We start from the raw sequence: 25,711 nt of genomic DNA on the forward strand, positions 1-25,711 counted from the left end.
GCCTGGTCCCGCTTCGGCCCAGGTCGGCGCGCTTTCGGGTGGTCTGTCGGCAGGCGCGGGCCGACGCTCCGGCGAATATACGACTTGGCGTAGTAGAGGTGCGTCGATCGGCTAGCGTTGGGCGCTATGGACGTTGTCTACAACATCGTGGTTGTCACCCATCTGCTCGGAATGGCCGCGGTCGTCGGCGGTTACGCCGCGAGCCGGCCGGTGGTCTCGGAGCTGATGGTGTGGGGTGCGCGGCTCCAGTTGATCACCGGCGTGATCCTGGTCGGGCTGGCGGAGTCGATCGACTCACTCGACAAGGACCTGAACATGGTCAAGATCGGCATCAAACTCGCCGTCTCGGTGCTGGTCGCGGCGTTCGCCGAAATGAGCCGCGCCGACGCCAAGCGCGGCAAGGCCGTTCCGTGGATGACCCACGCGGCCGGTGGGCTCGCCATCCTCAACGTGCTGATCGCCGCGCTCTGGACCTGAGTTCGTCGCGGCCGGTTCCCGGCGCCGTACCGCGCCGGGAACCGTGTGCTCACCGCTCGAACAGGGTCTGCCCGAGATACCCGCCGGGCGCGCGGACACCCGGTGGGATGACGAACACCGCCGAACCCACCGGAATCGTCCACACATTGAGCGCATCGAACTCGGCCAGCCGCTGCTGCACCGGCAGGAACTGCGCCGTCACATCACGCTGGTAGGCCGCGAACAGCAGGCCCGAATTCGAGGTCTCGCCCGGACGCGGCGGATCGTCGTAGTTGTAACCACGACGCAGGAACCGCTCGCCGTCATGGGTGTGATGGGCGCGGGCGATATGCGACGACGGTGGGATCACCGGGATGCCGTCGCGGTCGACCGCCGCGAAATCCGGTTCGTCGAACTCGCTCGTCCCGGTCAGCGGCGCACCGTTGGACAACCGGCGCCCGACCGTCAATTCCCTGCCCTCGGGGTCGATTTCGTCCCAGGTGTCCAGGGTCATCGCGATCCGGCGCAACACCAGCGACGTACCGCCCGCCAGCCATGGCTGCGCGGCACCGTCGTCCCACACCAGCCGATCGAAATCCGGTGTGCCGGCGACCAGATTGACCGTTCCGTCGACCTGACCCATCAGGTTGCGCGGTGTGGTACCCGGTGCGGCGTCGCGGAATCCGCGCTGCACCCAGCGCACCGATACCAGCGACTTCACACTCTTGCAGAGCACCCGGACCGCATGCGCGACCGTCGTCGATTCCTCGGCGCAGATCTGCAGCAGCAGATCGCCCTCGCCGTAGGCGGGATCGAGCCGGTCGATCGTGAACGGCGGCAGGGGTTTCAGCCACTGCGGACGCCGATCGGCCAGTCCGGCCACGTCGAACACGCGCGGCCCGAAACCGACCGTGACGGTGAGCCGGGACGGGCGCCCCGCCAGTTCCGGTTCGGTATCGCCGAGCGCCGGGCGGCCGGCGGTGAGGCGCACCGCGTCCTCGGTCCAGATCTTCAGCACGCCGACGATGTCGGCACGGTCGGTGCCCGGCCGCAGATCCAGCGCCACGAACGCCGCGTGCGCGGGCGGTGCGGTCGCGATACCTGCCTGATGTTCGCCGTAGAACGGTTCGACCGCCGCCGACGCGGGCGAGGTCTCCTCGCGGTGGGTGGTGAACGCGGCCGCACCGAGACCGAGACCGGCGACGCCCGCGGCGGCCGCACCGCCACCGAGCAGCCGCCGCCGGTTCAGCCGAACGGAACGGGCGCGGGCCGGCTCAACCACCGTGCCCCGGCGCCGCGGCGCCGTCGCCGTGTTCGCCGCCGGGCTCGTAATTCTCCTGGTTGCCCGGGAAGTCGCGAACCTGCGCGGTGAACGTGGTGGTCGAGCCGTCGTCGAAGGTGAGCGTGACCGGCGCCTCCGATCCGGTGCGCAGCGGACCGCGCAGACCCATGAACATGATGTGGTTGCCGCCGGGCTCGAGCGCGAGCTCGCCGCCTGCCGGGATGCGGAAGCCGCCCGGCTTCGGGCGCATGACCTTGACGCCGTCGTCGCCGGTCACCACCTCGTGTAGTTCGACGGTGGCCGAGGCCGGGCTGGTCGCCGCAACGACGGTGACGTCGGTGTCGGCGTTGTTGCGCAGCTGTCCGAACGCGGCCGACATGCCGCTGTCGGCGGCCTTGGCCCATTGCTCGGTGATGGTGACGGCCGAGGCGGCATCGGACGGTGCGCCGGAATCGCCGGACTCGCTGGTGCAGCCGAGCGCGACCAGCGGGGCGGCGGCCACCAGGGCGGCGGCGGCCGCGCGGCGCAGGCGTGAGCGCGCGGGAACGAGGTGGAACATGGGATCTCCCTGTACGGGTCGGTGTTCGAGTGGTCGATGTGCGGGTGTGGTTCCCCCGCCGAGTCGTGCGAGATCGGCCGTGCCCAGCGCCGACACAACGGTACGGTGCCCGTGCTATCGGGCACGGTCCGCGCTTCCGGGCACGCGATGACAACGCGCATCCACGCGCATCGGTCCGGCACGCGTCGTGAAACGGCCGGGCAGGCAAGGATTCCGCGAGACGGGTCGACGCCACGGGTGCGCGACTACGCCGGTGCCGTCAGTGGTCCAGCGATCTGCGCCGGACCGGTTTCGGCCGTCGGTGATCGGCGCGGCCGCGGTCGTGGGCCGGCCGACGTCGTCGAACGGTGCCGCGTCGTCGCGCAGGTCACGGTGACGAGCACCGGCACCGCTGATCCGCGCACGAGCGTGCCGCGTATCGCGATCGGCGGAGGGGAACTACCGAGCCGAAACAGGTGGCCCGCGCGTACCGCGGCCGGAGATGAGCAGCGGGCGCGGCGGGATCAGCGGATCACGGCCCGCGACAAGAGAACTCGGCGCCCATGGCGGTGGACCGGCGAGCGCGGCGCACAGCGCCGACACCGCACGGCGCACACTCGATATCGACCGCCCCACAGCGAGTTCGGCGCCACGGATCAGCACCGCACCGGCCGGGATCGCGACCAGGTGGGTGGCAAGCATGATCGCGGCCGAGTGTGATCCGTGCTGGTGCCCGGGTCCGGCGGTCAAAGCGAGATGGCCGATGGCCTGCCCGGCGGTCAACAGCAGCATCACCTGCGTGCGGCCGGGCCGCAGCGGCAGCGCCCGGGCGAGTGTGCCGATCAACGCGCACGCGCCGAGCAGCAGGGTGATCGACGACGATCCAGGGGCGACGACGCCGCCACCGAGCGCGTGGGCGGCGATACTCACCGCGCCGCACGCGGAGCCGACGAACGCGCCCCGCAGCGAGGCGACTGCCGACCCGGACGAACGCACCCACCCATACTACGGACAGTCGTAGCCCGGGTGGTGCCCGGTTCGGGTCACGATGAGGCCTTGACGCCGCAACCCCGCACGCTGGATACTTCGGTCGCGATAGCTGTCAGGTATCAATTGCTTCACTATCAGACGAGAATTCGTTGACGGAGTGGGCATGATGGGCCTTCACGCAGTTCCCGAGTTCCTCGCGCAAGTGGCAGATCCCACGCCACAGGCGCCACCGATCTCCGGCCAGATCGACAAGCTCGTGCGCTACTTCACCTGGTTCGTGCTGCTGTCGGGCGTTCTCGGCATCACCGTGGCCGGCGGTCGCTTCGCCTGGGAGAAGTGGAACAACGGCTCATTGGCCTCGCCCAAGATGGTGGTCGGCGGGATGCTCGGCGGCGTCATCGCCACCAGCGCGGGCACCCTGATGAACTCCCTGATCGGCTGAACCGCGCGCATCGGGCACGGCGCTCACCGAATCTCCACAATTGGCCCCGGATCTCTCCACAGCCGCTGGCTAATGTAAGCCCGCATGGAGCACAGTGCGGCGCGCAGGATCCTGGTGGTCGACGACGAGATCACCATCGCCGAGTCGGTGGGCGCCCGGTTGCGGGCGGAAGGTTTCGTCGTCGAACTCGCCCATGACGGTCCGGCCGCGGTCGCCGCCGCCGAGGCCCGTCGACCGGATCTGGTCGTCCTCGATGTGATGCTGCCCGGATTCGACGGGCTCGAGGTGTGCCGGCGTATCCAGGCCGCACATCCGGTGCCGGTGCTGATGCTCACCGCGCGCACCGAGGAAACCGACCAGCTGGTCGGCCTCGGTGTCGGTGCGGACGACTACCTCACCAAACCGTTCTCACTGCGCATCCTCACCGCACGCGTGCACGCCCTGCTGCGGCGGGTGGAGCGCAGCACCGAGGGCGACGGCGCCGCGCTCGTCGTCGGTGATCTGCGCATCGACCTGGATGAGCGCCGGGTGTGGCGGGCCGGCGTGGAAACCCAGCTGACGCCGCTGGAATTCGATCTGCTGGCCCGGCTGGCACGCCGTCCACGCGCGGTACTCGCCAGGGAGCGGCTGCTGGAAGAGGTATGGGACTGGGCCGATGCGGCGGGCAGCCGCGCGGTGGACAGCCACATCAAAGCGCTGCGCCGCAAGCTCGGCGCCGACCTCATCCGCACCGTGCACGGCGTCGGCTACGCACTAGAGGCGCGATGACCGGCCCCGATCGATGGCGGCAGCTGGCCCGCCGGATCGCCGACACCCTGCCGCGACCGCTGGATCCGGTGCGCTCGATCAAGCTGAAGCTGGCGATCCTGATGCTGTGCTCGGGCGGCGTGGCCTTCGGCTACTTCCGGCTGCAGATCGGCTGGCTACCGCCACGCACCACCCTCGCCGCGACCGCGATCGCCTTGGTCACCTCGCAGGTGCTCGCGCATGGCATCACCAGGCCGCTTCGGGAGATGACCGCGGCCGCCAAACGCATGGCGCACGGCGATTACAGCCGCCGGGTGCGCGCCAGCTCTCGCGATGAGGTGGGCGAGCTGGCCGAGGCGTTCAACCAGATGGCCGCGGATCTGGCGGCCGCCGACCGGCAGCGCCGAGAGTTGATCGCCAACGTCTCGCATGAGCTGCGCACGCCCGTCACCGCATTGAACGCACTGCTGGAGAACCTGGTCGACGGTGTGTCCGAACCGGATCCGCGCACCCTGCGCACGGCGCTGGCGCAAACCGAACGGCTCGGGCTGCTGGTGACCGAACTGCTCGATCTGTCCAGCATCGAGGCCGGCGCGCTGCCGCTGGACCGGGAACGGTTCGCGATCGAACCACTGCTGGCCGAGGTGGTCGCCGAAGCCGAGGTCACCACGGCCGCTCTAGGCCGTGGGGTGCGGTTCCGGACCGACGTGCGTCCCGGCGGGGTGTGCGTCTACGCCGACCGTGCACGGTTGCATCAGGTGCTGCTCAACCTGCTCGACAATGCCGCCAGGCACGGCCCGGCCGGTGGCGAGGTGCGGATCGAGGTGAGCGGCGAGCCGGACCGCGTCGTCATCGACGTCGGCGACGACGGTCCCGGCATCCCCACCGCCGAGCGCGCCCACATCTTCGATCGTTTCACCCGCGGCGGCCGCGCCGACGGCGGCGGCACCGGCCTCGGCCTCGCCATCGCCCGCTGGGTCGTCGACCTGCACGGCGGCACCATCGCCGTCGCCGACCCTGGCTCACGCATCCGAGTGGTCCTCCCCGGCCGCTGACCCGAACCGACCCACACCCCGGACCGACCCCGGTCCCGGGGCGATCCCGCACACCCACAGGAGGGGACATCCATGCCCACAGAACCTGATTCCGGCGACCGGACACTGTCGACACCGGAGCGAGCCGAAGACGGAGACCCGACGGCGGCGTCCGATGAGGCGGCCGCGGTTTCGTCATCGGCCGCCGTCCACGCTGCGAAGCCAGGGGCGTCCGAACCAGCGGCCCCGGCTCCGCGGGGATCTGAGGACGGCAACGCGCCGGCAGCGACCGACGACACGAAAGCGGTTGCCTCGGTGGCGGCGTCATCGGCGATCAACCCGGGCACGAAGCCCCCTGCACCGGAGCCGGACGGTTCGGCTCCGCAGGAATCGGGCACCGACGCGACCGATGACCGGGTGGCGGTTGCGTCGGAAGACGCCGCGCAGGATGCGTCGGCCGATGCGGCTTCCGCGTCGGTGCCGACCGTGGCTGCTCCGACGCCGACTTCCGCGGGCGCGCAGCTGACCGGTGTCGCGGACAAGTCGTCCGCGGCGGTCTGGGCTGACCCGAGCACGCAGGTTGTTCAGCCACCGGCGGGGACCGTGCTCGTGACATCGCCCCCGAATGCCCGTCCGCCGGTGACGCCGATGCCGCCGGCTGCCGGACCGAAACCGCCGCCACGGTGGCGGCGCGTCGCCCAGCCCGCGGGATTGCTCACCGCGGCGGCGGTCTCCGGGCTCGGCGCGGCGACGCTGGTACCGACGGACCGGCCAGGGATCGGCTGGTTGCTCGCGGCAGGGGTTGTCGTCGCCACCATCGCGGCCGTCGTTCGCCGATCACGTCGGGTCCGTGCGGCGTCTTCGGACAACGTCGCGCAGTTGCCGCTGGGGAGCGGCCGCATCTGGTGGACGGTGCTGGCGGCGGCCTTGCTGGCGGTGGGGGCGTTCCGGGCCGCCGGCTGGTTGTTCACGTTATGCGTGCTGGCGGCGGCCGCCGCGGCGTCACTGGCGGCGGTGGGCCCGCGGTCGGTGTTCGGGCTGCGGTACGACCTGTTCGCGATTCCCATCGAGGCGGCGCGGAGCCTGCCGTGGCTCTACACCGGTGCCCGCCGGGTCCAGGGGCCGGGACGGGAGCGCGCGACGCGGCTGGCCGGCTCGATCGCGGCGACCGCGCTGCTGCTCGCGGTGTTCGTTCCGCTGCTCGGCAGTGCCGACGCGAGCTTCGCGCACGTGGTCGAAAGTCTCATTCCCGCCGTCGACTCGGACGCCGTGGCGCAGTGGATCCTGATGTTCGTCATCGCCGGGCTCGGCACGGTCGGCGCGCTCTACGTGATCGCCGGACCTCCCCGACGCGCGACCGACGACGCGCCGGAGACCGGACGACGGCTGCGCCGCAGCGAATGGGCGCTGCCGGTGGCCGCGTTGACGCTGGTGTTCGCGGTGTTCGTGGCCGTGCAGTTCATGGCCATGTTCGGCGGCGACGACTACGTGCAGCGCACCGCGGGCCTCACCTACGCCGAATACGCGCGCAGCGGATTCTGGCAGCTGTCGACCGTCACCATTCTCACCCTGGTGGTGATCGCGATCGTCTTGCGCTGGGCGGCACGGGATTCGGGCATTGATCGGCTGTGGCTGCGGGCGCTGCTGTCGGCGGTGACGGTGCTGTCGCTGATCATCGTGGCCTCGGCGCTGATGCGGATGTGGACCTACCAGCAGGCCTACGGTTTCACCGTGCTGCGGTTGCTGGTGCTGACCTGCGAGCTGTGGATCGGCACGGTGTATCTGCTCGTCTTGGTGGCGGTGCTGCGGTTGCGGCACCGGCGGCTGGCCGGCGCGGCCGTCGGCACGGCCATGGCGACGCTGCTGGCGCTGGCCGTGCTCGACCCGGAACGCTTCATCGCCGACAAGAACATCGACCGCTGGCAGGACGGGCACGCCCTCGACATCGGCTATCTGAGTGGGCTTTCCGCCGATATCGTGCCCGCCACCGACCGTCTGCCCGCCGAGTTGCGCGCCGTCATCGCCGACCCGATCCGGGACCGCTTGCCCGCCGACACCTGGCGCAGCTGGAACTACTCGCGCGCGGCGGCACGGTGACCGGCCGGGTCGGCGGGTCGAACACGGCCGAGGCCGGGCGTGGGCTCACCCCTCGCGCGGTGCGAGCAACCCGCCGACCAGGTTCGGGAACCACCGGTAGGCGGCGATCATGGCGCGGCTGTAGCGCGGCACGATGATGTACTGCTGATTGCGGCGCATGCCGCGCATGATCGCGCACGCCGCCCGGTCGGGGGCGAGCGCGTCGATCGGCTTGCGCCGCAACATCGTCCGCGGCTGCCGGGCGGACGGGGTGGACGTCGCGCCTGGTACCGCGACACTGATCCGCACGCCGCTGCCCGCGGCTTCGGCCCGCAGCGAGGTGGTCAGCCCGACCACCGCGTGCTGGGTCATGGCATAGGCCACCGACCGGGCCGACGGCAGCAGCCCGGCCACCGACACCGTATTGACGATGTGGCCGAATCCCTGCGCGCGCATCACCGCGTAACCGTGCCGGGTGCCGTGCACCATGCCCCACAGGTCCACATCGACCATCTCGTGCCAGCGGCCCAGTGGCAGCGTGCCGAAGTCGCCATCGATGCGCAGATCGGCGGTATTGAACAGATAGTCGAGACGGCCCAGATCGGCGACGGTGCCGGTGAGTAGCCGCCGGACCCGGTCGTCGTCGGTGGCATCGACCACCTGGGTATAGCGGGTGGCGCCGTCCAGACCCCGCGACAACTGCCGCAGCCGGGCCGCATCGCCGTCGGCGGCGACCACGCAGACGCCCGCCGTCACCAGCTGGCGGCACAGCGCCGCGCCGATCTCCGACGTGGCGCCGGTGACCACCGCCACTTTCTCGACACCCATCGACACAACTAAACATCCACGTTTTACATCGTCAACTCGCGCCGGGTCGCGGTCCCGCTCAGCGGCACCGCCTCACCGCCGCGTGAACCGCAGCCGATCGATGTTGTCCACGATCGCGCGGGTCAGCGCCCGCTCGGGTGCGGAGGCCGCCCGGCGCGCGGTACTGATCAGCACGAACTCCGTGGTGCCGGGGCTCGGCAGGCCGTGCACCGGAACGAGATCGGCGGGCAGCAGGCTTTCGCTGTGTACCGCGAACCCGAGGCCGGCGAGCACCGCGGCGCGCAGGCCGAGCTGACCTTTGGTGGTGCACGCGATGTGATGGGGGAGCCCGGCGCGATCGAGGGTGCGCAAGGCCGCGTCGCGGGTCAGGCTGGGCGGCAGATAGGTGACCACCGGTATCGGTTCGCCCGCCGCCGGCGGTTGCGCGCCGGCCGGACCCACCCACACCAGCCGATCGCTGAAGACCAGCCGGCCGTGCTGTTCGCCCGGCCTGCGTTTGACGAAGGCGAGATCGAGGTGGTTACGGCGCAGCCGCGCATGCACTTCCTCGCTGAGCCCGACGGACATGTCCAGATCGACGCGCGGATAGTCGCGGCGGAACTCGCGCAGGATCTCCGGAAGCGTCTCGGCCACCAGATCCTCGGAGACGCCGAACCGGATGCGCCCGGTGACGGTCTCGCCGCCGAAATACTGCGCCGCCCGGCTCTGCGCGTCGAGGATTTCGCGCGCGAAGCCCAGCATGGCCGCGCCGTCGGAGGTGAGCGTGACCGAATGGGTATCGCGCAGAAACAGCTCACGACCGAGTTCGCGTTCCAGCTTCGCGACGTGGCCGCTGACAGTGGGCTGACGAAGCCCGAGTTGACGGGCCGCGGCGGTGAAACCGCCGTGCTGCTCGACCGCCACGAAACTGCGCAGCAGAACCGGATCGAACACCGAACACCTCGCTATCGTGATTCGTAATAGCTGATATAGCAGCTATCGTATTCCCCGATGGTGCGCCGCCGCCTACCGTTCTACTGATGCGGTTGCTCAGTAAGTTCTCGATCGATGGTTTCGTCCTCGCGATCTTCGCGATGGTCGGCGTCGCGACGATCGTTCCGGCCACCGGCGCCGGGGTGATCGTCCTCGACTGGGCCACCAAGGCCGCCATCGCCGCATTGTTCTTCATCTACGGCGCGCGCCTCTCACCCGCGCAGGCCTGGCAGGGCGTCAAACACTGGCGTCTGCACACGGTGATCCTGGCGACGACCTTCGTGGTGTTTCCGCTGCTCGGACTGGCACTGCGAGTCCTGGAGCCGGGGGTGCTGTCCGAGCAGCTCTACGCCGGGGTGCTGTTCCTGTGCCTGGTGCCCTCGACCGTGCAGTCCTCGATCGCCTTCACCTCGATCGCGCGTGGCAATGTCGGCGGGGCGATCGTGAGCGCGTCGTTCTCCAACCTGCTCGGCGTGTTCCTGACCCCGCTGCTGGTGGTGGCGCTGATGCACACCACCGGTGAGGCCCATATCGACGCGGGCGCCGCGGTGGCGATCGTGGTGCAGCTGCTGGTGCCGTTCCTGCTCGGGCAGCTGGCGCGGCCGTGGATCGGGGAGTGGCTGACCCGGCACGCGCAGCCGGTGAAGCTGGTCGACCGCGGATCCATCCTGCTCGTGGTCTACGCGGCGTTCAGTGCCGGCATGCGCGAGGACATCTGGAGCAAGGTCGGCGTCGGCGACATCCTCGTGCTGCTCACGGTCTCGGCGGTGCTGTTCGCCGTGGTGGCGGGCATCGCGACCGGGGCGGGCAGGCTGCTCGGGTTCCCGCGCGAGGACCGGATCGTCATCCTGTTCGCCGGATCGAAGAAGAGCCTGGCCTCCGGCCTGCCGATGGCAGCGGTGCTGTTCGGCGGCACCGACGTCGGCCTGATGGTGCTGCCGCTCATGCTGTTCCACCAGTTGCAGTTGATCGCCTGTGCCGTCATCGCGCAGCGGCTGGGCCGGCAAGCCGAAGAGCTCGAGAAGGTCACGGCGGCGCCGGCGGCCTCGTGAGCGCTACCGCGCGAAGTTCGCGGCGTCGGTCGCGAGATCCAGCACCGGCTGCGGGAAGATGCCGAGCACCACGGTGACGACGACCGTGACGCCGATGACCCCGCACGTCATCCGCGGTGCGGTGATCACCGGCGGATCCGCGGGCGGGTCGGTGAAGAACATCAGCACGATCACCCGGATGTAGAAGAAGGCGGCAACAGCGCTGGCGAGCACACCGACGATCACCAGATAACCGGCGTCACCGTCGGCCGCCGCCTGGAAGACAGCGAACTTCGCGACGAACCCGCTGGTCAAGGGCAGACCGGCGAAGGACAGCAGCAGCAGCGCGAAACCGGAGGCGAGCCAGGGCGATCGGCGTCCGAGCCCGGCCCAGCGCTCGAGCGAGGTGGCTTCCTCGCCGGAGCCATCACGGACCAGGCTCACCAGCGCGAACGCGCCGAGCGTGCTCAGGCCGTAGGTGAGCAGATAGAACAGCACCGACGACACCCCGGCGTCATTGGCGGCCACCAGCGCCGTCAGCAGGAAACCCGCATGTGCCACCGACGAATACGCCAGCATCCGCGTGACGTCGGTCTGGGTGATGGCCATGACCGCACCGACGATCATGGTCGCCACCGCCACCGCGCCGAGCACCGGCCGCCAGTCGTCGGCCAGCCCCGGCACCGCCACCTGCAACACCCGCAGCAGCGCGCCGACGGCGGCGATCTTGGTGGCGGCGGCCATGAACGCCGTCACCGGGGTCGGCGCGCCCTGGTACACGTCGGGAACCCAGGACTGGAAGGGCACGGCGCCGATCTTGAACAGCAGGCCGACCGCCAGCATCGCCACCCCCAGCAGCGCGAGGGTCGCGTCGCCGGAATCGGCGGCGAGGGCGTCGGCGATGCCGCCGAGCCGGACGGTGCCCGTCGCGCCGTAGAGCAGAGCGACGCCGTAGAGGAAGAACGCCGAGCTGAACGCGCCGAGCAGGAAGTACTTCAGCGCCGCCTCCTGCGAGAGCAGCCGCTTGCGCCGGGCCAGCCCGCACAGCAGATACAGCGGCAGCGACAGCACTTCGAGCGCGACGAACATGGTCAGCAGATCGTTCGACGCCGGGAACAGCAACAGCCCACCCACCGCGAGCATGGTCAGCGGGAACACCTCGGTCGCCGCCACCCCCGCGGCGGCCGCGGCCTTCTCGGCGCCGCTGCCCGGCACCGCGGAGGCCTGCGGAGTGAACGCCTCGAGCTGCAACGCCGGCCGCGCCGCCGCGCGGGACCAGGTGCCGGGCCCCGACCTCGGCGCGGCGCGCTGAGCGATGATCAACACCCCCAGCACCGACACCACCAGCAGCGTGCCCTGCAGCAACAGCGTCACCCCGTCGACGGCGACGGCCCCGACCGCCGCCGTGGTCCGCGTGCCCGCGAGTGCGATCACCGCGACCAGCGCGGCGATCAACGCGCCAAGGGCCAGCGACATATGCGTGAGGTAACGCAGCCGTCGCGGCACGAAGGCCTCGACCAGCACACCGATGACTGCCGCGCCGAACACGATCAGCATCGGCGAGAGCGTGCCGTACTCGATGCTCGGAGCGGGTACGGCCGCCGCGAGGACGAGACCGGCGTCGAGACCACCACTCATTTGTGCCCACCTCCGGTGATCGCTGTGCCCGCCTCGGTCTGCGCCGGGGCCGACGGTTCGGGGTCGGTGATACCGACCGTGGTGAGGGTCTGGGTGACCGCGGGATCGATGAAGTCGGTGACCGGTTTCGGATAGACCCCGAGCACGATCAGCGCCGCGATCAGTGGCGCCACCACCGCCAGCTCCCGCGGCAGCAGATCACGGATGCGTTCGTTGCCCTCGGTGACCGGGCCGGTCATCATCCGCTGGTACACCCACAGCACGTAGATCGCCGCCAGCACCAGTGCGCCGGTGGCGACGACGGCCGCGACCTGATAGCGGCTGAAAGTGCCGACCAAGACCAGGAATTCGCTGACGAACGGCGCCAGCCCAGGCAGGGACAACGTCGCCAGACCGGCGATGAGGAAGGTGCCTGCCAGCACCGGGGCGACCTTCTGCACTCCGCCGTAATCGGCGATGAGCCTGGTCCCGCGCCGCGACACCAGGAACCCGGCGATCAGGAACAACGCGGCGGTGGAGATGCCGTGGTTGACCATGTACAGCGTCGCCCCGGTCTGAGCCTGACTGGTCAGCGCGAAGATGCCGAGGATGATGAAACCGAAATGCGAGATCGAGGTGTAGGCGATCAGCCGCATCACATCGGTCTGGCCGATCGCGACCAGCGCGCCGTAGATGATCGCGATCACCGCGAGCGTCACCAGCAGCGGCGCGTAGGTCCGGGTGGCGTCGGGGAACAGCAGCAGCCCGTAGCGCAGCATGCCGAAGGTGCCGACCTTGTCCACCACCGCCATCATCAGCACCGCGCTCGACGGCGTCGCCGCCACCGCGGCATCGGGCAGCCAGGTGTGCAGCGGCCACAGCGGCGCTTTCACGGCGAAGGCGAACATGAACCCGAGGAACAGGGCATTCACCAAGGCCGGATCGCCGCCCAGCTCGCCGGCGTTCGCGGCGGCGACCACGGTGCGGAAATCGAAGGTACCCGCAGTGCCGTCACCGAGTCCCTGCTGCACCGTGAGCACGTACAGCCCGATCACCGCGGCCAGCATGACGAGCCCGCCGAGCAGGTTGTAGAGCAGGAACTTCACCGCGGCCCGTGCGCGCCGCACCCGTACGGCCACCTCGTCGGTGCGCGGGCCGAAACCGCCGATGAGGAAATACATCGGGATCAGCATCGCCTCGAAGAACACGTAGAACAGCAGGATGTCCAGCGCGAGGAAGGACATCAGCACCATCGCCTCGACCAGCAGGGTGAGCGCCACGTAGGTGTGCGCGACCCGCCGCCCGCTGCCGACCTCGCGTTCGTCGTTCCAGCCCGCCACGATGAGCAACGGCACCAGCGCGGTGGTGAGCAGCACGAGTACCAGCGCGATGCCGTCGACGCCGAGGATGTACCCGGCGCCGAAAGCCGGTATCCAGCTGTGCGATTCGACGAACTGGAACTGTGCACCACCGGGTTCGAAGCGGGTAGCGAGCAGTACCGCCACCACCAGCACCGCCACCGAGAACCCGAGCGCCACCCAGCGGGCGAGCACCCGCTGGGCGGCGGGGAGCAGCATGACGATCACCGCGCCCGCGACGGGCAGCAGCCACAGCGTGGTCAACCAGGGAAAGTCGGTCACCAGATCCTCACCGCCAGCAGGGCGGCGGCCACCAGGGCCGCGCCGGTGAACATGGACAGCGCATACGAGCGCACGAAACCGGTTTGCACCCGCCGGATCCGGGCCGACAGGCCACCGATGACGGCGGCCGTGCTGTTGACCAGTCCGTCGATGCCGCGATTGTCGACGAACACCAGCGAACGAGTCAGGTGCCGTCCCGGCCGCATCAGCCCGGCCTCGTTGACCGCGTCACCGTAGAGGTCCTTGCGGGCGGCGACGGTGAGTGCCGACACCTGCTGCGGCGCGGTCTCCGGAACCGGGCGCCGCGCGTACTGCTGATACGCGACCCCGACACCCGCGGCCACGACCAGCAACGCCAGTGCCGTGATCACCGGCACCGGAAGGGCGGGCTCGCCGTGATGGGAGCCGACGACCGGCTCCAGCCAGTTCTGCAATGCCGATCCCCACACCAGCAGCGCACCGGAGGCCACCGAACCGACCGCGAGCAAGATCATCGGACCGGTCATCACCGCGGGCGCTTCATGCGGATGGGTATCCGGCTTCCAGCGTCGTTCGCCGAAGAACGTCATCAGCATGACGCGGGTCATGTAGAAGGCGGTGAGCCCGGCGCCGAGCAGGGTCACCGCGCCGAGCGCCAGGCCGGCGGCCCCGCCTTCGGCGAAGGCGGCCTCGATGATGCGGTCCTTGGAGAAGAATCCGGCGAACGGCGGCACCCCGATGATGGCGAGATAGCCGAGTCCGAAGGTCACGTAGGTGATCGGCAGCAGCGTGCGCAGTCCGCCGTAGCGGCGCATATCGGTCTCGTCGTTCATGGCGTGCATGACCGATCCCGCGCCGAGGAACAACCCGGCCTTGAAGAAGCCGTGGGTCAGCAGATGCATGATCGCGACCGCGTAGCCCGCCGGCCCGAGGCCGACCGCCAGCACCATGTAGCCGATCTGGCTCATGGTCGAGGCGGCGAGGGCCTTCTTGATGTCGTCCTTGGCGCAGCCGATGATCGCGCCGAACAGCAACGTCACCGCGCCGACGAGAACCACAGCCAGTTGTGCGTTCGGCGCGAGATCGAAGACCGGGTTGGCCCGGGCGATCAGGTACACACCGGCGGTGACCATGGTGGCCGCGTGAATGAGCGCCGAGACCGGAGTCGGACCCTCCATGGCGTCACCGAGCCAGGACTGCAACGGCACCTGCGCGGATTTACCGCAGGCGGCCAGCAGCAACAGCAACCCGATCGCGGTCAGGGTGGCTTCGCTCGCCGCCGGTGCGGCGCCGAACACCTCGCTGAAACCGATGGACCCGAAGGTGGCGAACATGACGAACATCGCCAGCGCCAGCCCCATGTCACCGACCCGGTTGACCACGAACGCCTTCTTGGCCGCGGTAGCCGCCGAGGGCTTCTCCTGCCAGAACCCGATCAACAGGTAGGACGCCACACCGACGCCTTCCCAGCCGAGATAGAGCACCAGGAAGTTGTTCGCCAGCACCAGCACCAGCATGGCCGCCAGGAACAGGTTGAGGTAGGCGAAGAATCGCCTGCGGGCCGGGTCGTGGCTCATATAGCCGACCGAGTAGATGTGGATCAGCGAGCCGACACCGGTGATCAGCAGTGCGAAGCACATCGACAGCTGGTCGAGCTGCAGTCCCAGTTCCACATTCAGGCCGGTGACCGGAACCCAGTGGTAGATATCGAGTTCGATGGCGCGGGTGGCGTCGTCGCGGCCGAGCATCGCGACGAACGCGACGATCGCCACCGCGAACGACGCGAGCGCGGTCAGGCAGCCGAGCAGATGACCCCAGGCGTCGGCGCGGCGCCCCGTGAGCAGCAGGATGACGGCGCCGGCCAGGGGCAGGGCGGGCAGCAGCCACAGCGTCGCGGTATCCACGTCAGAACTTCAGCAGGTTGGCGTCGTCGACCGAGGTCGAGCGGCGGGCGCGGAAGATGGTCATGATGATCGCCAGCCCGACCACTACTTCGGCGGCGGCGACCACCATGGTGAAGAACGCGAAGACCTGACCGTCGAGGTTCGCGTGCATCCTGGCGAAGGTGACGAAGGCCAGGTTCACCGCATTGAGCATCAACTCGATGCACATGAACACCACGATGGCGTTGCGGCGCAGCAGCACACCGGCGGCGCCGATGGTGAACAGCAGCGCGGACAGGAACAGGTAGTTCTCGGGATTCACCGGCTCCCTTTCTCCTCGGAGGTGCGGGATTCGCCGCGCACCGGTTCGCTCGGCTCGGACGGTGTGCCGACGGAGATGACCGCGGCTTCGGTCAGCGCCCGGGTGCGGCGGTGGCGCAGGATGGTCGACACCGACAGCTCTTCGAACGAACCGTCGGGCAGCCGCGCGGGCACGTCGACGGCGTTGTGCCTGGCGTAGACGCCCGGCGTCGGTAGTGGTGTCGGCCTGGCGTGTTCGGGATCGCGGAAGCGCCGCCGCGACATCTCACGCTGGCCCAGTTGCGGCCCGAACTTCTCCCGGTGCGCCAGCACCATGGCGCCGATGGTGGCGGCGATGAGCAGCGCGCCGGTGAGCTCGAAGGCCCACACGTAGCGAACGAAGATCAACTCGGCCAGCTCGCCGATGACGTCGCGGCCGGGGAATCCGGTGGCGGGATAGGTGATCCCGGAGTTGCGGACGCCGTGTGAGATCCCGGTGATGAACAACAGCCCGAACCCGAGGCCGACCACTGCCGCCGCGATGCGCTGGCCGCGCAGGGTCTCGCGCAGCGACTCGGCCGAATCCACGCCGACGAGCATGAGCACGAACAGGAACAGCATCATCACCGCGCCGGTGTAGACCACGATCTGCACGACGCCGAGGAACAACGCGTCCTGCGCGATGTAGAACACCGCGAGCGCGATCATGGTGGCGGCCAGGCAGATCGCGGAATGAACCGCCTTCGCGGCGAAGACCATGCCGAGTGCGCCGATCACCGCCAGTGGCGCGAGGATCCAGAACTGCACGGCTTCGCCGGTGCCGGTCCGGGTGATCGGTTCGGCGGCCAGCGGCGCCGCCGCGGCGAGATGGGTCATGACGGTCATCGGGTGCCTCCGTCCGCGCCGGTGCCCGCCGCCGCGGGCGAGCGTTGCGGTTCGGTGCCGTCGATGGCACCGGTGTAGTAGTCGGCCACGGTCGCGCCGGGGCGCATCTCGTGCGGTGGTGCGGTCATGCCCGGTTCCATCGGGGCGAGCAGCCGGTCCTTCTCGTAGATCAGGTCGGCGCGGTTGTCGTCGGTCAGTTCGTAGTCGTTGGTCATCGTCAGCGCGCGCGTCGGGCAGGCCTCGATGCACAGGCCGCAGCCGATGCAGCGCAGGTAGTTGATCTGGTAGACGCGGCCGTAGCGTTCACCGGGGGAGTAGCGTTCGGTCTCGGTGTTGTCGGCGCCTTCGACGTAGATGGCGTCGGCCGGGCAGGCCCACGCGCACAACTCGCAACCGATGCATTTCTCGAGCCCGTCGGAGTACCGGTTGAGCTGATGACGGCCGTGATAGCGGGCGGCGGTCGGTACCTTCTGCTCCGGATAGAACTCGGTATTGGGCCGTTTGAACATGGTGGCCGCGGTGACGGCGAAACCGGCCAGTGGTTCGAACAGTCCGCCCGCCGGCACGGTATGTGACGGCCGCTCCGGCAGCGGCGGCGTCGGGAAGCCCAGGAAAACGCCGGTGCCGCTGGAGGATCGGTCGGGGGCGGCCACCGGTTGCTCGACCTCGGGCGGCGCTCCCGGTGCGCGGCCCGCCCGCAGGAACAGCCCGACCATCAGCGCGCACACCAGCACGCCGCCGATGACGAGGATCGGGGTCTGTACGTGGTAGCCCTCGAGTTCCAGCACCCGCGCGGTGGCCACCACCATCACCCACAGCAGCGACACCGGGATCAGCAGCTTCCAGCCGAGGTTCATGAACTGGTCGTAGCGCAGCCGGGGCAGGGTGCCGCGCAGCCAGATGAACACGAACAGGAACGTCCAGACCTTGAGCGTGAACCACAGCAGCGGCCACCAGCCCGAATTCGCGCCCGACCACATGTTCAACGGCCACGGCGCGGCCCAGCCACCCAGGAACAGGGTGGTGGCCAGCGCCGACACCGTCGCCATATTGATGTATTCGGCGAGCATGAACATGGCGAACTTGAGCGAGGAGTACTCGGTGTGGAATCCGCCGACCAGCTCACCCTCGGCCTCGGGCAGATCGAACGGCGCCCGATTGGTCTCACCGACCATGGACACGCAATAGATGAGAAATGACGGCAGCAACAAGAAGGCGTACCAGGTGCCGTGCTGGGCGGCCACGATGCCGGAGGTGGCCATGGTGCCGCCGAGCAGGAACACCGCCGCGAAGCACAGCGCCATGGCGATCTCGTAGGAGATGACCTGCGCGGTCGAGCGCAGTCCACCCAGCAGCGGATACGTCGAGCCCGACGCCCAGCCGGCCAGCACGATCCCGTAGACGCCGATGGACGTGATCGCCAGGATGTAGAGCACCCCGACGGGCAGGTCGGTCAATTGCAGCGGTGTGGTGTGCCCGAAGATCGATACCTGCGGCCCGAACGGGATGACCGCGAAGGCCATGAACGCCGGGATGGCGGCGAGCACCGGCGCCAGGATGTAGATCGGTTTGTCGACGATGGCCGGGACGATGTCTTCCTTCAGGGCCATCTTCACCCCGTCGGCAATCGATTGCAGGCTGCCGAACGGGCCGGTGCGGTTGGGGCCGATACGCATCTGCATGCGGGCCACGATCTTGCGTTCGGCCAGCACCGCGATCATCGGCGTCAGCAGCAGGAACACGAAGACGGCGACCGATTTCAGCAGCACCAGCCACAGCGGGTCGGTGCCGAAACCCGCTGGCCCGTCCGCGGCCTGGGCGAGCATCACCAGATCGGACAGCTCATGCATGACCCTCGACCTCCAAGTCCAGGTCGGCTCGGCGCAGCTCGACGACGCCGCCCGGGTGCGTCGCCAACGCGGTGTGCACCGAGTGACCCGGTGCGTTCAGTGGGACCCACGCCACCCGGTCGGGCATGTCGGTGACCATCAGGGGCAGGGTGAGCGCACCGTGTTCGGTGGTGATGGTGACCGGTTCGCCGTTCGCGGCGCCGATGTCGGCGGCGGTGCCGGGCGAGACCCGCACGACGGCGGGGTGCGCGGTGCCCGCGAGGTTGGGTTCGCCGTCCTGCATGCGTCCGGCGTCGAGCAGCATCCGCCACCCGGCCAGCACCGCGGTGCCGGGGCCCGGACGGGTGACCGGATGCGGCAGATGCGCGGGCGCGGGGGCAGGCGCGCCGTTCCAGGCGCCGAGTCCGGCGAGTTCGGCTCGTGCGGTCGCGGCATCGGGCAGCCCGATCGGCGTGCCCATCTCGGCGGCCAGGGTGTGCAGCACCCGCAGATCCGATAGCGGCGCCGCGGTGCGCCGCACGGTGGATTCACCGAGCGCGGCCTCGAACGCGCGGGGCCTGCCCTCCCAGTTCAGGAAGGTGCCCGCCTTCTCCATGGCCGAGGCCACCGGGAACACCACATCGGCGCAGTCGGTGATCTCGCTGCGGCGCAGCTCCAGACTCACCACGAACGGGGCGGCCCGGACGGCGGCGAGCGCGGCCTTCGGGTCCGGCAGATCGGCGAGCTCGACGCCACCGACGAGGAGCGCGAGTCCGGCTGCCGGGTCGAGGATTCCGGCCGTGTCGCGGCCCGCGGCGACCGGTATCTCACCGCCCCAGACATCGTGCAGCTGACGCCTGGCCTCCGGATCGCACACCGGTCGGCCGCCGGGCAGCAGCCCGGGCAGTGCGCCGGCTTCGATCGCCCCGCGCTCGCCGGCCCGCCGCGGCACCCAGGCCAGCGCGGCACCGGTGTCGTCGGCCAGGCGCACGGCCGCCGACAACGCACCGGGGATGCCGGCCAGCCGCTCACCCACCATGATGACCGCCCCCGGCTGCCGCAGCAGCTGCGCGAGTTCGGCGAGCCGGGCGGAATCGATAGTGGCACCGATGCTTTCGCCGGTCTGCGCACCGCCGGTGCGGATCGCCTCGAACAGGTGCGGTTCGGCACCGGGGACGGTCGGCAGCAGGGTGGCCGACATCCGCCGCACCCCGCGGGAGGCGAAGGCGGCCATCGCATAGATCGGCAGACCGCGCTTGCGGGCGGCCTTACGCAAGCGCAGATAGACGATGGGCGATTCTTCCTCCGGCTCGACACCGGCCAGCAGCACCACCGGCGCGGCCTCGAGATCGTCGTAGCCGACCGTCAGGCCCTGCCCGGCGACGCGCGCGGCCAGGAAATCGGCCTCCTCGGCCGAATGGATCCGGGCCCGCATGTCGATGTCGTTGGTCTCGAGCACCAGCCGCGCGAACTTGGCGTAGGCGTAGGCGTCCTCCATGGTGACCCGGCCGCCCACCAGGACACCGGTGTTCGAGATCGCGGCGGCCAATCCGCGCGCGGCCACGGCCAGCGCGTGCGACCACGACGCGGGCGCGAGTTCACCATCGGGCCCGCGCACCAGCGGCGTGGTCAGCCGATCCGGTTCGGTGGCGTAGGCGAAGGCCCACCGGCCCTTGTCGCAGTTCCATTCCTCATTGACCTGTGGGTCGTCACCGGCGAGGCGGCGCAGCACCTTGCCGCGCCGGTGATCGGTGCGCTGGGCGCAGCCGGAGGCGCAGTGCTCGCAGACGTTCGGGCTCGACACCAGGTCGAACGGCCGGGCCCGGAACCGGTAGCTGGTACCGGTGAGCGCGCCGACCGGGCAGATCTGGACGGTATTGCCGGAGAAGTACGAGTCGAGCGGTTCGGCCTGTGCGGTGCCCACCTGTTGCAGGGCGCCGCGGTCGAGCAGTTCGATGAACGGATCGCCGGCGATCTGCTGGGAGAAGCGGGTGCATCGGGCGCACAGCACACACCGCTCCCGGTCCAGGAGCACCGCTGTGGACAGCGGAATCGGTTTGGGGAAGGTGCGTTTCACCCCGTCGAAGCGCGATTCGGCCGAGCCGGTGGACATGGCCTGGTTCTGCAATGGACATTCGCCGCCCTTGTCGCAGACGGGGCAATCCAGCGGATGGTTGATCAGCAGCAGCTCCATCACCCCGCGCTGCGCCTTCTCCGCCGCGGTGGAGCTGAGCTGGGTATGCGCGACCATGCCGTCGGACACCGCCATGGTGCACGAGGCCACCGGTTTGCGCTGTCCGTCGACCTCGACCAGGCACTGACGGCAGGCGCCCACCGGGTCGAGCAGCGGATGGTCGCAGAAACGGGGGATCTGGATGCCGATGAGTTCGGCGGCGCGGATGAGCAGCGTGCCCGCGGGCACGCTGACGGTGGTGCCGTCGATGGTGACGCTGACGAGGTCGGCGGGCACCACGCCGCTGGTGTCGGTGCGCACGGTCGCGGTCATCGGATCACCTCTCGGGTATCGCTGTCGGCCCAGGCGGTGCTGCGCGCCGGATCGAACGGGCAGCCGCCGCGGCGCAGATGCTCGGCGTATTCCTCACGGAAGTACTTCAGCGAGGACACGATCGGGCTGGCCGCGCCATCGCCGAGCGCGCAGAAGGATTTGCCGTTGATGCTGTCGCAGATGTCGAGCAGCTTGTCCAGATCGGCCGCGGTGCCCCGGCCGGCTTCCAGCCGGGTGAGCAGCTGGACCAGCCAGTAGGTGCCCTCACGACAGGGTGTGCACTTGCCGCAGGATTCGTGGGCGTAGAACTCGGTCCAGCGCAGCACCGCGCGCACCACACAGGTGGTGTCGTCGAAGATCTGCAAGGCCTTGGTGCCGAGCATCGACCCGGCGGCGGCGACGTTCTCGTAATCGAGTGGGACGTCCAGATGCTCGGCGGTGAACAGCGGAGTCGACGATCCTCCTGGTGTCCAGAACTTCAGCTCGTGTCCGGCGCGCACACCCCCGGCGTAACCGAGCAGCTCGCGCAGCGTCACCCCGAGCGGCGCCTCGTACTGGCCGGGCTTGGCCACATGCCCCGACAGCGAGTACAGCGTGAAACCAGGCGACTTCTCGCTGCCCATGGACCGGAACCAGGCGATCCCGTTGCGGATGATCGGCGGGACGCTGGCGATGGATTCGACATTGTTGACCACCGTCGGGCAGGCGTACAGACCGGCGACGGCCGGGAACGGCGGACGCAACCGGGGCTGGCCGCGCCTGCCCTCGAGCGAATCGAGCAGCGCTGTCTCCTCGCCACAGATGTAGGCGCCGGCCCCGGCGTGCACGATGAGTTCCAGGTCGTAGCCGGAGCCGAGGATGTCGCGGCCGAGCAAACCGGCCTGGTAGGCCTCGGCGACCGCGGCCTGCAACCGGCGCAGCACCGGCACCACCTCGCCGCGCACATAGATGAAGGCGTGCCCGGCCCGGATGGCGTAGGCGGCGATGATGACGCCCTCGATCAGCGCGTGCGGGGTGGTGAGCATGAGCGGAATGTCTTTGCAGGTGCCCGGTTCGGACTCGTCGGCATTGACGACCAGGTAGTGCGGTGTGATCGTGCCGTCGGGTTCGGGGCCCTGCGGGATGAAACTCCATTTCATGCCGGTGGGGAAGCCGGCGCCGCCGCGCCCGCGCAGCCCGGCGTCTTTGACCGTGCTGATGACCTGATCGGGCGACATCCCGAGCGCGATGCGCAGCGCCTGATAGCCGTCATGGCTGCGGTAGGCGTCCAGCGTCCACGACTGCGGTTCGTCCCAATGGCGGGTGAGTACCGGGGTGAGTGTCACTGCTGCCCGCCCTCCGACTGCTGCGGTACGGCGGGTGTCTCCATACCGTGTTCGCGTGCGGTGTGCAGCCCGGCCAGGGTGGCCGGGCCGGGGATACCGTCGAGGGCGCCGGGGCGCTCGTCCGGAAAGCCGGCGAGGATGCGGGCGGTCTCCCGGAAGGTGCACAGCGGCGCCCCACGGGTCGGGGTGACCTGAGCGCCCGATCGCAGCGAATCCACCAGCGCGCGCGCCGATTCCGGCGTCTGGTTGTCGAAGAACTCCCAGTTCACCATGATCACCGGCGCGAAATCGCAGGCGGCATTGCACTCGATGTGTTCGAGGGTGATGGCGCCGTCGTCGGTGGTCTCGCCGTGGGCGATCCCGAGGTGCTCGCGCAGGGCGGCCAGGATCGCGTCGCCGCCCATCACCGCGCACAGGGTGTTGGTGCACACCCCCACGTGGTAATTGCCGGTGGGGGTGCGCCGGTACATCGAATAGAACGTGGCCACGGCCGTGACTTCGGCGGCTGTCAATTCCAGCTGTTCGGCGCAGAATTCGATGCCGGTGGCCGTGACGAACCCTTCTTCGGCCTGCACCAGATGCAGGAGCGGCAGCAGCGCCGAACGCGGATGGGGATAGCGGGCGATGATCTGTGCCGCGTCGGCGGCCAGCCGGTCGCGCACCGCCTCCGGGTACGGTGCCGGTTTGGTGGTGAGCCGCAACAGGATCTCGGTCATCGGTCCACCCCACCCATCACCGGGTCGATGCTGGCGACCGAGGCGATGACGTCGGCCACCATGCCGCCCTCGCACATCGCCGCCACCGCTTGCAGATTCGTGAACGAGGGATCGCGGAAATGCACCCGGTACGGCCGGGTGCCGCCGTCGCTGACCATGTGCACCCCGAGTTCACCGCGCGGCGATTCGACCGCGCTGTACACCTGCCCGGCCGGCACCCGGATGCCCTCGGTGACGAGCTTGAAGTGGTGGATGAGCCCCTCCATGGAGGAGCCCATGATCTTGCCGATGTGCCGCGGCGAATTGCCGAGACCGTCGGGACCCAAGGCCAGATCGGCGGGCCAGGCGATCTTCTTGTCGTCGATCATGACCGGCCCCGGCCGCAGGCGGTCCAGACACTGCTCGACGATCTTGAGCGATTCCTTCATCTCCTCGACCCGGATGACGTAACGGCCGTAGCAGTCGCAGCCGGTGGTGGTCGGGATGTCGAATTCGTAGGTCTCGTAACCGCAGTAGGGCGCGGCCTTGCGCAGATCGTGCGGTAGGCCGGTGGCGCGCAGCACCGGGCCGGTGATGCCGAGCGCCATGCATCCGGTGAGGTCCAGGTAGCCGATGTCCTGGGTGCGGGCCTTCCAGATCGGGTTCTGGGTCAGCAGATGTTCCATATCGCGCAGGCGTTTCGGTAGCAGCGCCAGAAGTTCACGGACCTTGTCGACGCCGTCGTCGGGCAGATCCTGGGCGAGCCCGCCGGGCCGGATGTAGGCATGGTTCATGCGCAGGCCGGTGATGGTCTCGAAGACGTCGAGGATCAGCTCGCGTTCCCGGAAACCGAACAGCATCGGGGTGAGCGCGCCCAGCTCCATCCCGCCGGTGGCCAGCGCCACCAGATGCGAGGAGATCCGGTTGAGCTCCATCAGCAGCACCCGGATGACGGTGGCGCGCTCGGGGATCTGCTCGGTGATGTCGAGCAGCTTCTCCACCCCGAGGCAGTAGGCGGTCTCGTTGTAGAACGGCGACAGGTAGTCCATCCGGGTGACGAAGGTGACGCCCTGGGTCCAGTTGCGGAACTCGAGATTCTTCTCGATGCCGGTGTGCAGATAACCGATGCCGCAGCGGGCTTCGGTGACGGTCTCGCCCTCGATCTCCAGGATCAGCCGCAGCACACCGTGCGTGGAGGGATGCTGCGGGCCCATATTGACGACGATGCGTTCCTCGCCTGCGCCGCGCAGCGCCTCTGCCACCTCGTCCCAGTCCTGGCCGCCGACGGTGACCGTGGTCGGTTCTGGTGGCGGAGCGGGGGCCGGGCGCGTGGGGGCGCCGGGATCATCGGTGTGGGTTCCGGCGGCGTGGGTGTCGGTGTTGTTCATCAGCTGTAAGCCCTCCGCTCGTCGGGCGGCGGGATACGCGCGCCCTTGTATTCGACCGGGATCCCGCCGAGCGGGTAGTCCTTGCGCTGGGGGTGTCCGCGCCAGTCGTCGGGCATGGTGATGCGGGTGAGTGCGGGGTGCCCGTCGAACTGGAGGCCGAAGAAGTCGTAGGTCTCGCGTTCGTGCCAGTCGGTGGTGGGATACACCCGGTACAGCGACGGGATGTGCGGGTCGGCGTCGGGCGCCGACACCTCGATCCGCAGCCGTCGCCCGTGCGTGATCGACATCAGGTGATACACCGCGTGCAGTTCGCGTCCGGCATCGTCGGGGTAGTGCACGCCGTTGACGCCGAGGCACAGTTCGAACCGCAGCGCCGGATCGTCGCGCAGCGCTCGAGCCACCGCGACCAGCTCCGCGCGCCGCACGTGCAGGGTGAGTTCGTCGCGGAATACCACCACTTTCTCCACGGCGGCATCGAAGTCGAGATCCACCTCGGCGAGGGCCGAGCGCAGCGACTCGACGAGGGCGTCGAAGTAGCCGCCGTAGGGCGGGGCGGTGCCGCCGGGAAGGCCGACCTGGCGGATGAGGCGGCCGTAACCGGAGGTGTCGCCGGTGCCTGCGGCCCCGAACATGCCGTGCCGGACGCCGATCACCTCGTCGCCGGAGCCGCCGCGCGGATCGCCGGCCGTCATCGCAGCAGCCCTTCCATCCGAATGGTGGGGGTTGCGGCGAGCGCAGCGTGTTCGGCGGCGCGAATGGCTTCCTCGCGGTTGACGCCCAACGGCATCTGCTGGATCTTCTCGTGCAGCGCGATGATCGCGTTGAGCAGCATCTCCGGCCGCGGCGGGCAGCCGGGCAGATAGATATCGACCGGCACCACATGGTCGACGCCCTGGACGATGGCGTAGTTGTTGAACATCCCGCCGGAGGATGCGCAGACCCCCATCGCGAGCACCCATTTCGGTTCGGTCATCTGGTCGTAGACCTGACGCAGCACCGGCGCCATCTTCTGGCTCACCCGCCCGGCGACGATCATCAGATCGGCCTGGCGCGGGGAGGCGCGGAACGCTTCCATCCCGAACCGGGCGAGGTCGAATCGGCCCGCACCGGTGGCCATCATCTCGATGGCACAGCAGGCCAGCCCGAAGGTGGCGGGCCAGAGCGAGCCCTTGCGTAGATAGCCCGCCATCGATTCGACGGTGCTGAGCACGAAACCACTGGGCAGTTTTTCTTCGAGACCCATAATCGACTGCTTCTCCTGGATCGTC

At 69.4% G+C, this 25,711-nt stretch carries 23 protein-coding genes; 6 read left to right on the forward strand and 17 right to left on the reverse strand.

Annotated elements, in window-relative coordinates; genetic code table 11:
- Positions 1 to 126: 126 nt before the first annotated feature.
- The gene (locus AC5W7N_RS12705; protein ID WP_163810699.1) at positions 127 to 477 is read left to right on the forward strand and encodes a hypothetical protein; all 351 of its coding nucleotides are present in this window, start codon (positions 127 to 129) and stop codon (positions 475 to 477) included.
- Positions 478 to 526: 49 nt separating this feature from the next.
- Here AC5W7N_RS12705 and AC5W7N_RS12710 read toward each other — a convergent pair whose 3' ends face one another.
- The 3 genes from AC5W7N_RS12710 to AC5W7N_RS12720 all read right to left on the reverse strand — a co-directional run bounded on the left by AC5W7N_RS12710 (position 527) and on the right by AC5W7N_RS12720 (position 3,272).
- Positions 527 to 1,738 (reverse strand): Dyp-type peroxidase, encoded by a 1,212-nt coding sequence (locus AC5W7N_RS12710; RefSeq protein WP_490724097.1) that lies wholly within the window; start codon positions 1,736 to 1,738, stop codon positions 527 to 529.
- Positions 1,731 to 2,297: a copper chaperone PCu(A)C gene (locus tag AC5W7N_RS12715; RefSeq protein ID WP_163810703.1), complete on the reverse strand. Its 567-nt coding sequence runs from the start codon at positions 2,295 to 2,297 to the stop codon at positions 1,731 to 1,733. The genes AC5W7N_RS12710 and AC5W7N_RS12715 overlap by 8 nt, the downstream gene beginning before the upstream one ends.
- A gap of 438 nt (positions 2,298 to 2,735) precedes the next feature.
- A complete protein-coding gene (locus tag AC5W7N_RS12720; RefSeq protein WP_280210853.1) occupies positions 2,736 to 3,272 on the reverse strand; it encodes a hypothetical protein in 537 nt (178 codons plus the stop codon).
- A 160-nt stretch (positions 3,273 to 3,432) separates the two neighbouring features.
- Here AC5W7N_RS12720 and AC5W7N_RS12725 point away from each other — a divergent pair, with 160 nt between their 5' ends.
- From AC5W7N_RS12725 to AC5W7N_RS12740, 4 genes are all read left to right on the forward strand, one after another.
- Positions 3,433 to 3,708, forward strand: a complete 276-nt coding sequence (locus AC5W7N_RS12725; RefSeq protein ID WP_490724246.1) for a hypothetical protein — start codon at positions 3,433 to 3,435, stop codon at positions 3,706 to 3,708.
- An 84-nt stretch (positions 3,709 to 3,792) separates the two neighbouring features.
- Positions 3,793 to 4,476 (forward strand): response regulator, encoded by a 684-nt coding sequence (locus AC5W7N_RS12730; RefSeq protein WP_490724096.1) that lies wholly within the window; start codon positions 3,793 to 3,795, stop codon positions 4,474 to 4,476.
- Complete coding sequence (locus AC5W7N_RS12735) at positions 4,473 to 5,510, forward strand: HAMP domain-containing sensor histidine kinase (RefSeq protein ID WP_163810708.1); 1,038 nt, start codon at positions 4,473 to 4,475, stop codon at positions 5,508 to 5,510. Before AC5W7N_RS12730 ends, AC5W7N_RS12735 begins: the two co-directional genes overlap by 4 nt.
- Positions 5,511 to 6,098: 588 nt before the next feature.
- The gene (locus AC5W7N_RS12740; protein ID WP_490724095.1) at positions 6,099 to 7,586 is read left to right on the forward strand and encodes a DUF4153 domain-containing protein; all 1,488 of its coding nucleotides are present in this window, start codon (positions 6,099 to 6,101) and stop codon (positions 7,584 to 7,586) included.
- A 45-nt stretch (positions 7,587 to 7,631) separates the two neighbouring features.
- On the opposite strand, the gene AC5W7N_RS12745 is transcribed toward AC5W7N_RS12740, so the two are convergent.
- The gene (locus AC5W7N_RS12745) at positions 7,632 to 8,393 is read right to left on the reverse strand and encodes an SDR family NAD(P)-dependent oxidoreductase (RefSeq protein ID WP_163810710.1); all 762 of its coding nucleotides are present in this window, start codon (positions 8,391 to 8,393) and stop codon (positions 7,632 to 7,634) included.
- Positions 8,394 to 8,465: 72 nt separating this feature from the next.
- Positions 8,466 to 9,326: a LysR family transcriptional regulator gene (locus tag AC5W7N_RS12750; RefSeq protein WP_195019542.1), complete on the reverse strand. Its 861-nt coding sequence runs from the start codon at positions 9,324 to 9,326 to the stop codon at positions 8,466 to 8,468.
- 86 nt (positions 9,327 to 9,412) lie between these two features.
- Between AC5W7N_RS12750 and AC5W7N_RS12755 the strand changes: the two genes are divergently transcribed.
- Entirely contained in the window at positions 9,413 to 10,417 is a 1,005-nt protein-coding gene (locus tag AC5W7N_RS12755) for a bile acid:sodium symporter family protein (RefSeq protein ID WP_194992612.1), read from the forward strand.
- Between the two features lie 3 nt (positions 10,418 to 10,420).
- Here AC5W7N_RS12755 and nuoN read toward each other — a convergent pair whose 3' ends face one another.
- Genes nuoN through AC5W7N_RS12815 form a run of 12 tightly spaced genes read right to left on the reverse strand, consistent with a single transcriptional unit; the run spans position 10,421 to position 25,686 of the window.
- Positions 10,421 to 12,034, reverse strand: a complete 1,614-nt coding sequence (gene nuoN, locus AC5W7N_RS12760) for an NADH-quinone oxidoreductase subunit NuoN (protein WP_163810717.1) — start codon at positions 12,032 to 12,034, stop codon at positions 10,421 to 10,423.
- The gene (locus AC5W7N_RS12765; RefSeq protein ID WP_495923787.1) at positions 12,031 to 13,653 is read right to left on the reverse strand and encodes an NADH-quinone oxidoreductase subunit M; all 1,623 of its coding nucleotides are present in this window, start codon (positions 13,651 to 13,653) and stop codon (positions 12,031 to 12,033) included. Before AC5W7N_RS12765 ends, nuoN begins: the two co-directional genes overlap by 4 nt.
- Positions 13,650 to 15,536 (reverse strand): NADH-quinone oxidoreductase subunit L, encoded by a 1,887-nt coding sequence (nuoL, locus tag AC5W7N_RS12770; RefSeq protein ID WP_495923788.1) that lies wholly within the window; start codon positions 15,534 to 15,536, stop codon positions 13,650 to 13,652. Before nuoL ends, AC5W7N_RS12765 begins: the two co-directional genes overlap by 4 nt.
- A 1-nt stretch (position 15,537) precedes the next feature.
- Positions 15,538 to 15,837: an NADH-quinone oxidoreductase subunit NuoK gene (gene nuoK, locus AC5W7N_RS12775; protein ID WP_036536861.1), complete on the reverse strand. Its 300-nt coding sequence runs from the start codon at positions 15,835 to 15,837 to the stop codon at positions 15,538 to 15,540.
- Positions 15,834 to 16,700, reverse strand: coding sequence for an NADH-quinone oxidoreductase subunit J (locus tag AC5W7N_RS12780; protein ID WP_163810723.1), 867 nt, complete (start codon positions 16,698 to 16,700; stop codon positions 15,834 to 15,836). Before AC5W7N_RS12780 ends, nuoK begins: the two co-directional genes overlap by 4 nt.
- Positions 16,697 to 18,526 (reverse strand): NADH-quinone oxidoreductase subunit NuoH, encoded by a 1,830-nt coding sequence (nuoH, locus tag AC5W7N_RS12785; protein WP_163811103.1) that lies wholly within the window; start codon positions 18,524 to 18,526, stop codon positions 16,697 to 16,699. Before nuoH ends, AC5W7N_RS12780 begins: the two co-directional genes overlap by 4 nt.
- 16 nt (positions 18,527 to 18,542) lie before the next feature.
- Positions 18,543 to 21,035, reverse strand: coding sequence for an NADH-quinone oxidoreductase subunit G (locus AC5W7N_RS12790; protein WP_495923790.1), 2,493 nt, complete (start codon positions 21,033 to 21,035; stop codon positions 18,543 to 18,545).
- Positions 21,032 to 22,360 (reverse strand): NADH-quinone oxidoreductase subunit NuoF, encoded by a 1,329-nt coding sequence (nuoF, locus tag AC5W7N_RS12795; protein WP_495923792.1) that lies wholly within the window; start codon positions 22,358 to 22,360, stop codon positions 21,032 to 21,034. Before nuoF ends, AC5W7N_RS12790 begins: the two co-directional genes overlap by 4 nt.
- On the reverse strand, positions 22,357 to 23,076 hold the full coding sequence (nuoE, locus tag AC5W7N_RS12800; protein ID WP_495923794.1) for an NADH-quinone oxidoreductase subunit NuoE: 720 nt from the start codon (positions 23,074 to 23,076) through the stop codon (positions 22,357 to 22,359). Before nuoE ends, nuoF begins: the two co-directional genes overlap by 4 nt.
- The gene (locus AC5W7N_RS12805; RefSeq protein WP_228806493.1) at positions 23,073 to 24,443 is read right to left on the reverse strand and encodes an NADH-quinone oxidoreductase subunit D; all 1,371 of its coding nucleotides are present in this window, start codon (positions 24,441 to 24,443) and stop codon (positions 23,073 to 23,075) included. The genes nuoE and AC5W7N_RS12805 overlap by 4 nt, the downstream gene beginning before the upstream one ends.
- On the reverse strand, positions 24,443 to 25,135 hold the full coding sequence (locus AC5W7N_RS12810) for an NADH-quinone oxidoreductase subunit C (RefSeq protein WP_194990776.1): 693 nt from the start codon (positions 25,133 to 25,135) through the stop codon (positions 24,443 to 24,445). Before AC5W7N_RS12810 ends, AC5W7N_RS12805 begins: the two co-directional genes overlap by 1 nt.
- Positions 25,132 to 25,686 carry a NuoB/complex I 20 kDa subunit family protein gene (locus AC5W7N_RS12815; protein ID WP_163810733.1) on the reverse strand — a complete coding sequence of 185 codons (555 nt, stop codon included), beginning with the start codon at positions 25,684 to 25,686 and terminating at the stop codon, positions 25,132 to 25,134. The genes AC5W7N_RS12810 and AC5W7N_RS12815 overlap by 4 nt, the downstream gene beginning before the upstream one ends.
- Between the last annotated feature and the right edge of the window lie 25 nt (positions 25,687 to 25,711).

The organism is Nocardia sp. CDC519 (genome assembly GCF_059509835.1).